The organism is Variovorax sp. HJSM1_2 (genome assembly GCF_049316285.1).
Taxonomy (GTDB): domain Bacteria; phylum Pseudomonadota; class Gammaproteobacteria; order Burkholderiales; family Burkholderiaceae_C; genus Rhodoferax_B.
In genome coordinates this window covers 195,505-207,912 of the sequence record NZ_JBMOXA010000007.1, presented here as the reverse complement: position 1 = coordinate 207,912, position 12,408 = coordinate 195,505, and the positions used below count along the sequence as shown (strand labels likewise).

Sequence of the window (12,408 nt, the reverse complement as noted above, 5' to 3'; positions counted from 1 at the left end):
TTCTCCTTTGGGGTATTTCGTGGGGTGCTGCTTGGTTACAGAAAGAAGGCCGAAAAACGATCTCTCGATACAGCGTACGGATCAAATTATGCTGATTTTTTTGTCGATGTATACATAGAAAATACATAACAAACAAAATCACTCAAAAACTAGGGTAAACACTCAGCAAAAAAGCGCTTTTTTTCGTGGTTATGGGTTTTGTGGATGGTCCAATGTACACATTAAGAATCCACGATGTGTGCTAAAAACTTGCCTATGGATACATTTGTTTCAGGTGGCCTGGAAACGCCCGAGGCTGGCTCGTCCCAGGCGGTCAAAACCCAACTGCGTTTGCGCGAAATGATTCTGGGCGGTGAGCTGCCCGGCGGCGCTCGCATTGCCGAGTTGGCCATCGTGGAAAAACTCGGTGTATCCCGCACACCCATCCGCGCCGCCCTGATGCGCCTGGAGCAGGAGGGCTTGCTGGAAGCCTTGCCCAACGGTGGTTATGCGGTGCGCACTTTTTCCGAGCGCGACGTCACCGAAGCCATTGAGCTGCGCGGCACGCTGGAGGGTTTGCTGGCGCGTCTGGCCGCCGAGCGCGGCGTGGTGCCGGTGCTGCTGGGCGAAGCACAAACCTGCCTCGACGGCATAGACGAAGTGCTGGAGATGCCGGCACTCAACGAACAAGCCTTTTCACGCTATGTGGCGCTGAACGAACGCTTTCATCAACTTATTTCCGAGATGGCGGGCAGCGCTGTGATTGCGCGCGAGCTGGAGCGTGTGGTCAGCCTGCCGTTTGCTTCTGCCTCGGCCTTTGTGGTGGTGCATGCGCACACGCCCAAGGCGCGCGACATGCTGGTGGTGGCGCAGATGCAGCACCGCCTGGTGCTGGAGGCGATTGAACAACGCGAGGGCGCGCGCGCCGAGGCGCTGATGCGCGAACACGCGCGCATCGCCAAGCGCAACCTGCGCGAAGCCGTGCAGCGCCGTGAACTGCACCACATGGCCGGTGTGCGTTTGATCCGCAAGCGTGATTGAGCGCATATTGAAATGCCATACATACGTGTTGCCCCGTAGTCGCCCGGTTGCTGTGCGCCAGAAAATGCGGAACGCTTATGCCGTGTTCACCGTTTGTGTCGGTTGGTTGGATTCCGTCCAGGTCGCTGGGCTGATGTCGTTTTTTGCTTTTACTACCCCTAGGAGATGACGAATGAAAAATAAATGGTTGTTCAGCGCCTTGGCGCTGTCGGTGTCGGCGCTGGCTGTAGGCAGTGCGATGGCCCAGGAAACCTTCAAGATCGGTCTGGTCCTGCCCATGACTGGCCAACAAGCCACCACCGGCCGCCAGATCGAAGCCGCTGCCCGCCTGTACATGGCGCAAAACGGCACCACCGTGGCCGGCAAGAAGATTGAGCTCATCGTCAAGGACGACACCAGCCTGCCAGATGCGACCAAACGCCTGGCGCAGGAGTTGGTGGTCAACGACAAAGTCAACGTGCTGGCGGGCATGGGCATCACGCCTTCGGCCATGGCCACCGCACCTATCGCCACGCAGTCCAAGACCCCATTGGTGGTGATGGCCGCCGCAACTTCGAGCATCACGCAAGCCTCGCCTTACATCGTGCGCACCAGCTTCACGCTGCCACAAGCCTCGGTGGCCTTGGCCGACTGGGTGCCCAAGAACGGCATCAAGAAGGTTGTGACCCTGGTCAGCGACTACGGCCCAGGCATCGACGCCGAGAAGTATTTCAAAGACCGCTTCATCTTCAACGGTGGCGAAGTCATCGAATCGCTGCGTGTACCGATGCGCAACCCCGACTTCGCACCGTTCCTGCAAAAGGTGCGTGACGCCAAGCCGGACGCGCTGTTTGTGTTTGTGCCTTCCGGCGCGGGTGCAGCGGTGATGAAGCAGTTCCTGGAGCGCGGCATGGACAAGGCCGGCATCAAGCTGATCGGTCCTGGCGACATCACCGATGACGATCAATTGAACGACATGGGCGACGGCGCCCTGGGTGTGGTCACCTCGCACCACTACTCGGCGGCCCACCCTTCGGCGATGAACAAGCAGTTTGTTGAAGCCTTCGAGAAGGCCAACAAGGGCTTGCGCCCGAACTTCATGGCCGTGGGCGGCTATGACGGCATGCGCGTGATCTACGAAGCACTCAAGGTGACCAAGGGCGCTGGTGGCGGTGACGCTCTGCTGGCCGCCATGAAGGGCCAACTCTTTGAAAGCCCACGCGGCAAGATCTTCATCGATGCGCAGACCCGCGACATCGTGCAAGACATCTACCTGCGCAAGGTCGAGAAGAAAAACGGCCAACTCTACAACGTGGAATTTGACGTGATCAAAGACGTCAAGGATCCAGGCAAGGCCAAGTAAAAAAACTTTTATCCCACCCAGGTCGCGAATAGACGGGCGTGTCCCCATCGCGGGGCACGGCGGAACTGGCTTCGCCAGGCCGCACGTGCCGCCCCCTGCAAGGGGGGCGGAGCTACACGCAGTGAGCGACCTGGGGGTGTACCAAAATATGTTGACCATTCTTTTTGACGGTATTGCCTACGGCATGCTGCTATTCGTGCTGGCCGTAGGCCTGGCCGTGACCATGGGGCTGATGAACTTCATCAACCTGGCCCACGGTGCCTTCGCCATGGTGGGCGGCTACACCACGGTGCTGCTGATGCAGCGCTTTGGTGTGCCTTTCCTGGTGTGCCTGCCCCTGGCCTTTATTGTTTCCGGCTTGCTGGGCGCGGTGTTGGAGCGCACGCTCTACCGGCCCATGTACCGTCGCCCGCACCTGGACCAGGTGCTGTTCTCCATTGGTCTGACCTTCATGGCCGTGGCCGGCATGGACTACTTCATGGGTTCATCGCAGCAAATCATGCAATTGCCCGAGTACCTGCGTGGCCGCACCGAACTCGAAACCCCGCTGGGCCTGCTCGGCATGGGCCACTACCGGCTGTTCATTATCGCCGTGTGTGCCGCCCTGACCGTGGCCTTGCAGTTCATCCTGGCGCGCACCCGCTTCGGTAGCCGCCTGCGCGCCTCCGTGGACGACCAACGCGTCGCCGCCGGCCTGGGCATCAATGTGAACATCGTCTTCCTCTCGACCTTTGCCGTGGGCTCTGGCCTGGCCGGTCTGGGTGGTGCACTCGGCACCGAGGTGCTGGGCCTGGACCCGACCTTCCCGCTGAAGTTCATGATTTACTTTTTGATCGTGGTCGCCGTCGGCGGCACGTCCAGCATCACCGGCCCCTTGTTGGCGGCCCTGCTGCTGGGTGTGGCCGACGTGGCCGGTAAGTACTACGTGCCCAAACTGGGCGGATTCATTGTGTACAGCTTGATGATTGCCATTCTGATCTGGCGTCCGCAGGGCCTGTTCTCGCGCTTGGGAGGCAAGGCATGAAGACGACTGCAAATAACCTGGCGGTATTGACCGGCTCGCGCTGGCGGCCGTGGGAGCCGGTGTTGTGGCTGCTGGCGCTGGCCGCACCGCTGCTGTTCCCCAGCCACGCGCTGATCGTCAACGAAGTCGCCATCGTGGCGCTGTTTGCGATCTCACTCGATCTGGTGCTGGGTTACACCGGCATCGTCTCGCTGGGCCATGCGGCGTTCTTCGGCATGGGGGCTTATGCCGCCGGCCTGTTCGCCAAGCTGGTCATGCCCGATCCGCTGGTAGGTCTGGTGGTGGCCGTGGTCCTGTCTACCGCCCTGGGCGCCATCTGCAGCCTGACCATCATGCGTGGCACCGACCTGACGCGCCTGATGGTGACACTGGGCGTGGCGCTGATCCTGGGAGAGATCGCCAACAAGTACTCCGACTTCACCGGTGGCGCCGACGGCCTGCAAGGTGTGGTCATGGGGCCGGTGCTGGGCCTGTTTGAGTTCGACCTCTACGGCAAGGTCTCGGCCTGGTATTCGCTGGCGGTCTTGCTGGTGTTCTTCATCCTGGCGCGCCGCCTGGTGCATTCGCCGTTTGGTGCCACGCTCAAGGTGATACGCGACAACCGTCTGCGCGCCATGGCGATTGGTGTGCCGGTGCTGTCACGCCTGGTGGTGGTCTACACCATCGCCGCCGGCATGGCCGGTGCCGCCGGAGCCTTGCTGGCGCAGACCACGGGTTTTGTGTCGCTGGACGTGTTTGCGTTTGACCGCTCGGCCGACGTGATGCTGATGCTGGTGATAGGCGGCGTGGGCTGGTTGTATGGCGGTGTCACCGGTGCGATTGTTTTCAAGCTGATGCAGGATTGGCTGTCGTCGATCACGCCGCAGTACTGGACTTTCTGGCTGGGCCTGTTCCTGGTGGTGTTGGTGATGGTGGGGCGTGAGCGTTTGCTCAAGCCTACGAGTTGGTTGGGGAAAGGCAAGGCATGAACACCACAGTGAAACCCTATGACGCCCAAGCTGAAGTGGTGCTCAGCGCCCAGGGCCTGGTCAAGCGTTTTGGCGGCATCACCGCCACCAACAACGTCAGCCTGGACCTGCGCCGTGGCGCACGCCATGCACTGATAGGCCCCAACGGCGCGGGTAAAACCACGCTGATCAACTTGTTGACCGGCGTGTTGTCCGCCACCGAAGGGCGCATCGTGCTCGAAGGTGAAGACATCACCAGCCTGGCACCCTACCAACGTGTGCGCCGCGGCATGGTGCGCACCTTCCAGATCAACCAGCTGTTCGACAGCTTCACGCCGCTGGAAACGCTGGCGACCACGGTGTCGCAGCAGCGTGGCCTGGGCACCAAGTGGTGGCAACCCCTGGGGGCCAACCGCGCGGTGATGGAACGTTGCGAGCAACTGCTGGAGCAGTTCCATTTGACTTCGGTGATGCACCAGAAGACGAATGTGCTGGCCTACGGCAAGCGTCGCTTGCTGGAGATCGCCATTGCGCTGGCCTGCGAGCCGCGCGTGTTGCTGCTCGATGAACCCGTGGCCGGTGTGCCAGCGGGCGAGCGCGAAGAGCTGCTGGCCACCGTGGCGGCCTTGCCGGCGGATGTGTCGGTGCTGCTGATCGAGCACGACATGGACCTGGTGTTCAGCTTTGCCAACCGCATGACGGTGCTGGTCAACGGCACCATGCTGACCGAAGGCAGTCCCGATGAAATCGCCAACGACCCGCAGGTCAAGGCGGTGTACCTGGGCCACGGCGAAGTCGCCGGACATACCCACCCGCAAGGCAACCCCACGCAATCCCAGGAGCAGGCGCATGTCTGAGTTGTTGAAAGTCGAAAAACTCAGCGCCGGTTATGGTGAAGCGGTGGTGTTGAACGATGTGTCGTTGACGTTGAACGAAGGTGAAACCCTGGCTTTGCTGGGCCGCAACGGCACCGGCAAAACCACGTTGATGAACACCATCGCCGGTGCCACGCGGCGCCATGCGGGCAGCATCACGCTGGGTGGCATTGCGCTGCACAAGCTGGCGCCGCACGAACGTGCGGCCGCCGGCATAGGCTGGGTGCCGCAAGAGCGCAACATCTTCAAGTCGTTGACGGTGCATGAGAACCTCACGGCCGTGGCACGCCCCGGCCGCAAGGGCAGCACCAGCCCGGTGTGGACGCCCGAGCGGGTCTACGAGATGTTCCCGCGCCTGGCCGAGCGCAAGAGCAACCTGGGCACACAACTCTCGGGTGGTGAGCAGCAGATGCTGGCCGTGGGCCGGGCCCTGGTGTTGAACCCGCGCCTGTTGCTGCTGGACGAGCCACTCGAAGGCCTGGCGCCCATCATTGTGGAAGAACTGCTGCGCGCGATTGCGCGCATCACCCGCGAAGAGGGTTTGAGCGCCATCATCGTGGAGCAACACCCACAGGCGATTCTGGCGATCTCGCATGCCGCGGTGGTGCTGGACCATGGCACCGTGGTGCATACCGACTCGGCCAAGACCTTGCGCGAGCAGCCTGAGTTGCTCGACAAGCTGCTGGGTGTGTCGCGCTAACGCAAAGCCAGCTCAAGGAAAACGGGCCAGGTATGAAAACACACCTGGCCCGTTTTTTCTATTGCGCTGGTGAACTGCTTACCACTCGGCGACGCTGCCGTCCGGGTGGCGCCACACCGGGTTGTGCCAGTCGGGCGCGTTCTTGGCGGCTTCGACAATGCGCTCTTCGTCCATCACCACGCCCAGGCCGGGGCGGGTGCTGGCGCTCAGGAATCCATCTTTCACCGCGAAGTCCTCGGGGTTGCTGATGTAGTCCAGCAGGTCGGCACCACGGTTGTAGTGGATGCCCATGCTTTGTTCCTGGAACACCGCGTTGTGCGACACAAAGTCCACCTGCAGGCAGGCAGCCAGTGCCAGTGGCCCCAGCGGGCAGTGCAGTGCCAGCGCCACATCGTGTGCCTCGGCCATGCTGGCGATGCGCACACATTCCGAGATGCCGCCGGCATGTGACACGTCTGGCTGCAGGATGGCGATGCCGCCGCCGGCCAGTACACGTTTGAAGTCGTAGCGCGAATACATGCGTTCACCTGCCGCCAGCGGAATGGCTGTGTGTTCTGCCAGCCTTGGGTATTGCTCGGCATGTTCGGCCAGCACCGGCTCTTCGACAAACAGCGGGCGCAGCGGCTCCAGTTCGCGCAGCAGCACCTTGGCCATGGGCAGGCTCACCCGGCCGTGGAAGTCGATGCCGAAGTCCACGCCGGAGCCAAAGGCCGCGCGGATTTCGGTGAACTTCTCCAGTGCGCGGTCTACCGCCGCGTGGGTGTCGACCATGCCGAACTCTTCGGTGCCGTTCATCTTGAAGGTATCGAAGCCACGGGTTTGCGCCAGACGAATGGCGTCCACCACTTCGGCCGGGCGGTCGCCGCCGACCCAGCAATAGGTTTTCATACGGTCGCGCAGCTTGCCGCCCAGCAACTGGTACACCGGCACATTCAGCGACTTGCCCAGAATGTCCCACAGCGCCTGGTCTATGCCGGCAATGGCGCTCATCAGCACCGGGCCGCCGCGGTAGAAACCGCCACGGTACATCACCTGCCACAGGTCGTTGATGTTGCGCGGATCTTGGCCCACCAGGTAGTGCGACAGCTCCTGCACTGCTGCCTCGACGGTGCGTGCGCGGCCTTCCAGTACGGGCTCACCCCAGCCCACGATGCCCTCGTCGGTTTCTATTTTCAGGAACATCCAGCGCGGCGGAACGCGGTAGGTGGTGAGACGGGTAATCTTCATGAAACTTCCTTAAGGGATGCGTGGCCTCGGGGGATGGATGAATGCCGCTCTGCTGCGTGCGGATAAGCATTTTGAGCCAAGATGGCGGCAAAATTTGCCCGCTAAGGATTTGACTGATGTCTCACGAATTTCAAATGTCCAAACGCCGCCTGGTCACGGGTGCCGCGTTGTCTCTTTTGGGTGGCGCGCTGGTGTCGTCCTTGGCCCACGCGGCCGGTTTCCCCGACAAACCGCTGCGTATCGTCGTGCCCTTCGGCGCCGGTGGTGTGGCCGATTTGACCGCACGCACCGTGGCCCAGCACATGAGCCAGACGCTGGGCCAGCCGGTGGTCATAGACAACAAACCCGGCGCCGGTGGTGTGGTGGCTTCCGACCTGGTGGCCAAGGCCGCGCCCGACGGTTATACGCTGCTGCTGATGTCGAACGCCAGTGCCGTGAGTGCCGGACTGTTCAAGAGTCTGCCTTACGACACGCTGCGCGATTTCGCGCCGATCTCGGTGCTCGGCACATTCGACATCGCCATCGTGGTGCCGGCCAACTCGCCCTTCAAAAGCTTGCCCGAGATGCTGGCGTTTGCGCGTGCCAACCCCGGCAAGCTGAACATCGGCAGCATCAATATCGGCAGCTCGCAGCATTTGACGGCCGAGCTGTTCAAGAGCCAGGCGGCGATCGATGCGCAGATCGTGCCGTTTAATGGCACGCCCGCCGTGGTCACGGCCTTGCGTGGTGGCCAGGTGGATGCGGCGGTGGAAATCCTGTCGCCGGTGTTGCCGCAAATTCAGGCCAAGGCCTTGCGTGTGCTGGCCGTGACCAGCGCCCAGCGTTCACCCGCCTTGCCCGATGCGCCCACGGCGAAAGAGGGTGGCATGCCCGAGCTGTTGGCGAGTTCGTGGAATGCGCTGGCCGCACCGGCCAAAACCCCGGCGCCGGTGATGGCGCGTCTGAACCAGGCGGCGGTGGCGGCCTTGCAAAACCCCGAGGTGCGGCAAAAGCTGCAAACCCTGAACGTGCAGGCGCAACCCGGCACACCCGAGCAGGCGAGCCAATTACTGGCATCAGAAGTGAAGCGCTGGGGCGATGTGATTGTGCGCGCGAAGATCGAGAAACAATAGTTTCAGGAACTATCAAATCGTGAGTGGCCAACGCATGTCCAATATGCGTTAACGCCTATTTGTATCTAGGGCCTGCCGGCCTGGCCGCATCTGCAAGCGGCTTTCAGCCCTGCGCACTTGTGGCATCCAGCCGCGCGATCTCCTGAGCCGACAGGCGCAACTGACTGGCGGCCACCAGGTCTTGCAACTGGTCCAGCGATGTGGCGCTGGCGATGGGGGCGACCACGGTGGGGCGTTGCATCAGCCAGGCGGTGGCGACCTGCGCCGGGCTGGTGTTGTTTTCGGCGGCGATTTCGTCGAGTGCCTGCAAGATAGCCAGGCCACGTGGGTTGAGGTAGGTGGCCACGGTTTTGCCGCCGCGTGCGCTTTTGCCAGCGTCCGCTGCGGTGCGGTACTTGCCGGTCAGGAAACCGGCCGCGAGTGCGTAGAAGTTGATGACACCGACGCCGTGGGTGCGGCACAGCGCTTGCAGTTGGTCTTCGAACACCGCGCGGTCGTAGAGGTTGTAGAGCGGCTGCAGGGTCTCATAACGCGGCAGGCCCAGCCGGCTGCTCGCGTCCAGGGCCTGGGCAAAGCGCGGCGCGCTGTAGTTGGACGCCCCGATCGCGCGCACCTTGCCTATGCGTATCAAGTCGGCATAGGCGCCGAGGGTGTCCTCTATCGGGGTGTCGGTATCGTCGTCGTGTGATTGGTAGAGGTCTATGTAGTCGGTCTGCAGGCGTTTCAGCGAAGCGTCGACCGCCTGCCGAATATAGGCTGGGCGCAGGCCTTGCAAACCCGGGCCCATGGGTTTGCCGACCTTGGTGGCCAGCACCATCTGGTGGCGGCGTCCGCTGCGTTTGAGCCACTGCCCAATCAATGTTTCGGATTCGCCGCCGCTGTGGCCGGGCACCCATGCCGAGTACACGTCAGCGGTATCGACAAAGTTGAAGCCTGCATCGAACCAGGCGTCCAGCAGCGAAAAACTGGTGGCAGCGTTGGCTGTCCAGCCGAACACATTTCCGCCGAAGCAAATCGGCGAAACCAACAAGCCGCTACGGCCCAGCGGACGAAGTTCCATGCAAAAAGCTCCTGGCAATGCGGCGAGGCGGGCTGCCGCCGCGAGTGTAGACGGCGGCTGCGGCGGCAAAAGGCGTCTTGAGCCCTTGGTGCTGCCAATGCCACCAGCATGCAGCGTAAACCAAAAATCTTACGCGTGATGCGGCGGGCGCTGCTTGTGGATACTTCGTATGTTGCGCGGCCGAGATTTTTCAGCGCAACACCAGCCGCTGAAATCGGCTTTGACGGCGGCTAAGTCTTTTCTTTCGATTTGACGCCGCTATTGAGCCACTCGTGGTGTTGCCGCCATTCGGCCTGCCGGCGGCGCTCGGCTTTGCGCCGGTGTGAGCGGTAGCGTAGAACCGCCAGCCAGACGATCAGTATGCCCAGAAGCCCCAGAAGTCTAGGGGCCCATGCTGCCAACAGTTCCATCAAATCCGCTTCCCTTGCTTAAGTGACCAAAGCAGTTTGATGCTGTCGGTGTTCAAAGTTCCTTAAATCTGGGTTAATTGTAGTGAAATGTATTTAATTCCTTGGGGCTTGCAAGGGTATCCGTGGCCACTGCCGAAGCCGAGGCGGATTCTGCCGGTCAGTTGGCCTGCCGGCCTTAATCCGCCTCAATCCGCCTTGAAGCCGGTGGCCGCCACGGCCTTGCCCCAGCTTGCGGTATCGGCGCTGATGATGTTGGCAAAGGCTTCGCGGCTGGTGCCGGTGACGCGAAAGCCGGCGTCTTCCATCTTGCTGCGGCCATCGGGCGACTGCATGGCGCGCACGATGTCGGCGTTGAGTTTGGCCACGATGTCGGCCGGTGTGCGTGCGGGCGCGACGATGCCGAACCACGAACTGAATTCCAGGCTGGTGTAGCCTTGTTCCTTGATGGTGGGCACGTCTGGCAATGCATTGGTGCGTGTTGCGCCGGTGCTGCCCAGGGCCACCAGCTTGCCGGCTTTGACGTTGGGCGCGGCCAGGCCCACGCTGGCAAAAACGCCTTGTACGTCGCCGCTGAACAGGCCACCCAGGGCGTCGCCGGTGCTTTTGTAGTGCACGGGTTCGGGTTTGAGTTTGACGGCGTCGCCAAACATGTAGGCGCCAAAGTGGCCGGGCGTGCCCGCGCCAAAGGTGGCCAGGAACAAGCCTTTTTGCTGCTGCGTCCAGCTGACGAATTCCTTGACGTTTTTGGCGGGCACTTTTTGCGGGTTGACCAGCAGCACAAAGTCGGAGCTCACCACCTGGCTCACGGGTATGAAGTCCTTTTGCGGGTCATAGGGCAGTTTGCTGTAGCTGCTGGGCGCAATGCTGAGCTGGCCGGTTTCGCCCAGCATCAGGGTGTAGCCGTCGGGGGCTGCGCGCGCGGCTTCGCTGGCGGCGATCAAGCCGCCGGCACCGGGCTTGTTGTCCACGATTACCCCCATATTGCCCCAGCCTTCCGACAGCTTTTGCGCCAGCAGCCGGGCGACGATGTCCGGGCCGGTGCCGGCCGGGAAACCGACGATGATGCGTACCGGCCGTGTCGGATAGCTGTCGGCCCAGGTGCTGGTGGCGCCCGTCAGCAAAGCAGCGGCGGCCAGACTTGTGAACAGCACTTGGCGGCGCGAGGGGCCATGGGTTTTGCGGGGCGTTTTCATGTTTGTCTCCTGAATATGTTTTGCGAAAAGCGGGGCGGGTTTAGGCCAATTCAAAGAAGCGCATTACCACTTTGTCGGGGTGGCGCACACCGGCGCCGACAAACAGGCGTTGGTGGATCCAGCTCAGGCTGGGTGAGGCGGTCTCGAAGCTGGGGCTGCAGCGAAAGTAGATCTGTGCCGGGTCCACGGGCTCGCCACGCGCCAGCCGCGCCATGGCTTCGGCAGGGCCCGATCGCACGGCGCGGTTGTGCACGTAGATCAGTTCACCGGCCTCGGTCTCGAGCACATAACGCGCGTCCAACTCGGCCAGGCTGTCGTTGACCAGCAGTTGAAAGTCGGCTCCGCCGGGCAACACCCTTGCGCGCCAGTCCAGGCCCTCTACCTCGCCGCCGGTGATGGGAATCACCCGGCGCCGGCCGTGGGGCGTAGCGCCCACCTCTTGAGGACGGCCAACCGTGACGAAGAGGTGGGCGAAATGGCGGAGTTCTGGGGGCTGAAGCGTGTTCACGGGAAATAAGTGTGTGGTGTAAGCCGGGATGCAGGCTGTTCCTAGCGTAAGTCCTGTGGTGGTCGTGGTCTGTCATCCCTGAAGATGACGGCATGAATATGGTTATGTGGAGTAATCAATGAGAACCTGGCGGAGTGTGTCTTCCGGCGGGTTTGTCAGCGCGTCGGTTTCCGCCGGTGAGGTGCTGGCGGGCATGATCAGCCGGCTCGGCCAGGCGCATTTCGAAGATGCCGTGCTTGACGGTCTGTACCCGCTGATGCCGGCCGCATCGTGGTCGGTGTACCGCACCGGGGCGGGGGCGGCGCCGGTGTTGTTCATGTCGGCCAGCCATGGTGTGCCCGACACCACGCGTGACTGTTGGCGCGCCTATCTCGCAGGACCTTACCGCAGCGACCGCACGCTGGCGCCGGAGCCCGCTTGCGTCGAGCTGGAAAAAACCCCTTTGCTGTGCCACATCACCGCCCAGGAACTGCCTGGCGAGCACCGCGCACGGGTGTATGAAACCCATGGCATAGCCGAACGGGTGTCCATCGTGCGGCAACAGGGCGACGGTGCGGTGTTTGCTATCAATTTCTACCGCCACACGCATCAGACAGCGTTCAGCGACGCCCAGCTGGGGGCGTTTGAAGTGCTCGCGCCCGCGCTCCTGGAGCTCACGCAAAAACACATCAGTTTGTCGGCCGCGTCTGGTGCTGGTCTGGTGTCGGGGCCGTCGGTGAATCTGCCCGTAGACGGTTGGCGGCAGCGTCTTCTGGCGCTCTGCCCGGACCTCACGCAGCGTGAGTTGGCGGTGTGTGCACGCATCTTGCGCGGCATGACCTTGGAGGGCATTGCTTGCGATTTGTGTTTGGCGCTGCCGACGGTGAAGACTTACCGCAGCCGTGCTTTTGCGCGTTTGGGGATTCATTTCCGCAATGAACTGTTTGCGCGTGTGCTCGCCGCAGCCCTACCGGATCCGGCTTGACGAAACCGTGGGCGCAAATTCCCCCC

12 protein-coding genes are annotated in these 12,408 nt (G+C 62.2%); 8 read left to right on the top strand and 4 right to left on the bottom strand.

Going from position 1 to position 12,408, the window contains the following annotated elements:
• The first annotated feature begins 255 nt into the window (after positions 1-255).
• The 6 genes from ACFQ95_RS10420 (at position 256) to ACFQ95_RS10395 (ending at position 5,908) form a co-directional block, all read left to right on the top strand.
• On the top strand, positions 256-1,020 hold the full coding sequence (locus tag ACFQ95_RS10420; protein ID WP_422830784.1) for a GntR family transcriptional regulator: 765 nt from the start codon (positions 256-258) through the stop codon (positions 1,018-1,020).
• 172 nt (positions 1,021-1,192) lie between these two features.
• Positions 1,193-2,362, top strand: a complete 1,170-nt coding sequence (locus ACFQ95_RS10415) for an ABC transporter substrate-binding protein (RefSeq protein WP_422830783.1) — start codon at positions 1,193-1,195, stop codon at positions 2,360-2,362.
• A 148-nt stretch (positions 2,363-2,510) separates the two neighbouring features.
• Positions 2,511-3,386 (top strand): branched-chain amino acid ABC transporter permease, encoded by an 876-nt coding sequence (locus ACFQ95_RS10410; RefSeq protein ID WP_422830782.1) that lies wholly within the window; start codon positions 2,511-2,513, stop codon positions 3,384-3,386.
• On the top strand, positions 3,383-4,354 hold the full coding sequence (locus tag ACFQ95_RS10405; RefSeq protein WP_422830781.1) for a branched-chain amino acid ABC transporter permease: 972 nt from the start codon (positions 3,383-3,385) through the stop codon (positions 4,352-4,354). The genes ACFQ95_RS10410 and ACFQ95_RS10405 overlap by 4 nt, the downstream gene beginning before the upstream one ends.
• Entirely contained in the window at positions 4,351-5,190 is an 840-nt protein-coding gene (locus tag ACFQ95_RS10400) for an ABC transporter ATP-binding protein (protein WP_422830780.1), read from the top strand. The genes ACFQ95_RS10405 and ACFQ95_RS10400 overlap by 4 nt, the downstream gene beginning before the upstream one ends.
• A complete protein-coding gene (locus ACFQ95_RS10395; protein WP_422830779.1) occupies positions 5,183-5,908 on the top strand; it encodes an ABC transporter ATP-binding protein in 726 nt (241 codons plus the stop codon). The genes ACFQ95_RS10400 and ACFQ95_RS10395 overlap by 8 nt, the downstream gene beginning before the upstream one ends.
• A gap of 78 nt (positions 5,909-5,986) precedes the next feature.
• On the opposite strand, the gene dgoD is transcribed toward ACFQ95_RS10395, so the two are convergent.
• Positions 5,987-7,135, bottom strand: coding sequence for a galactonate dehydratase (gene dgoD / locus ACFQ95_RS10390; RefSeq protein ID WP_422830778.1), 1,149 nt, complete (start codon positions 7,133-7,135; stop codon positions 5,987-5,989).
• Positions 7,136-7,269: 134 nt separating this feature from the next.
• Between dgoD and ACFQ95_RS10385 the strand changes: the two genes are divergently transcribed.
• Positions 7,270-8,247, top strand: a complete 978-nt coding sequence (locus tag ACFQ95_RS10385; protein ID WP_422830822.1) for a Bug family tripartite tricarboxylate transporter substrate binding protein — start codon at positions 7,270-7,272, stop codon at positions 8,245-8,247.
• A 103-nt stretch (positions 8,248-8,350) separates the two neighbouring features.
• Here ACFQ95_RS10385 and ACFQ95_RS10380 read toward each other — a convergent pair whose 3' ends face one another.
• The 3 genes from ACFQ95_RS10380 to ACFQ95_RS10370 form a co-directional block, all read right to left on the bottom strand.
• Positions 8,351-9,307 (bottom strand): aldo/keto reductase, encoded by a 957-nt coding sequence (locus tag ACFQ95_RS10380; protein ID WP_422830777.1) that lies wholly within the window; start codon positions 9,305-9,307, stop codon positions 8,351-8,353.
• 595 nt (positions 9,308-9,902) lie between these two features.
• On the bottom strand, positions 9,903-10,910 hold the full coding sequence (locus ACFQ95_RS10375) for a Bug family tripartite tricarboxylate transporter substrate binding protein (protein ID WP_422830776.1): 1,008 nt from the start codon (positions 10,908-10,910) through the stop codon (positions 9,903-9,905).
• 40 nt (positions 10,911-10,950) lie between these two features.
• A complete protein-coding gene (locus ACFQ95_RS10370; RefSeq protein WP_422830775.1) occupies positions 10,951-11,418 on the bottom strand; it encodes a DUF3237 domain-containing protein in 468 nt (155 codons plus the stop codon).
• A gap of 118 nt (positions 11,419-11,536) precedes the next feature.
• Here ACFQ95_RS10370 and ACFQ95_RS10365 point away from each other — a divergent pair, with 118 nt between their 5' ends.
• On the top strand, positions 11,537-12,382 hold the full coding sequence (locus tag ACFQ95_RS10365) for a helix-turn-helix transcriptional regulator (protein ID WP_422830774.1): 846 nt from the start codon (positions 11,537-11,539) through the stop codon (positions 12,380-12,382).
• Positions 12,383-12,408: the final 26 nt, after the last annotated feature.

Bases quoted from the DNA above. Each gene is read 5' to 3' on its own strand.
- ACFQ95_RS10420 (WP_422830784.1), top strand. From the start codon at position 256: ATGGATACATTTGTTTCAGGTGGCCTGGAAACGCCCGAGGCTGGCTCG.
- ACFQ95_RS10415 (WP_422830783.1), top strand. From the start codon at position 1,193: ATGAAAAATAAATGGTTGTTCAGCGCCTTGGCGCTGTCGGTGTCGGCG.
- ACFQ95_RS10410 (WP_422830782.1), top strand. From the start codon at position 2,511: ATGTTGACCATTCTTTTTGACGGTATTGCCTACGGCATGCTGCTATTC.
- ACFQ95_RS10405 (WP_422830781.1), top strand. From the start codon at position 3,383: ATGAAGACGACTGCAAATAACCTGGCGGTATTGACCGGCTCGCGCTGG.
- ACFQ95_RS10400 (WP_422830780.1), top strand. From the start codon at position 4,351: ATGAACACCACAGTGAAACCCTATGACGCCCAAGCTGAAGTGGTGCTC.
- ACFQ95_RS10395 (WP_422830779.1), top strand. From the start codon at position 5,183: ATGTCTGAGTTGTTGAAAGTCGAAAAACTCAGCGCCGGTTATGGTGAA.
- dgoD (WP_422830778.1), bottom strand. From the start codon at position 7,135: ATGAAGATTACCCGTCTCACCACCTACCGCGTTCCGCCGCGCTGGATG.
- ACFQ95_RS10385 (WP_422830822.1), top strand. From the start codon at position 7,270: ATGTCCAAACGCCGCCTGGTCACGGGTGCCGCGTTGTCTCTTTTGGGT.
- ACFQ95_RS10380 (WP_422830777.1), bottom strand. From the start codon at position 9,307: ATGGAACTTCGTCCGCTGGGCCGTAGCGGCTTGTTGGTTTCGCCGATT.
- ACFQ95_RS10375 (WP_422830776.1), bottom strand. From the start codon at position 10,910: ATGAAAACGCCCCGCAAAACCCATGGCCCCTCGCGCCGCCAAGTGCTG.
- ACFQ95_RS10365 (WP_422830774.1), top strand. From the start codon at position 11,537: ATGAGAACCTGGCGGAGTGTGTCTTCCGGCGGGTTTGTCAGCGCGTCG.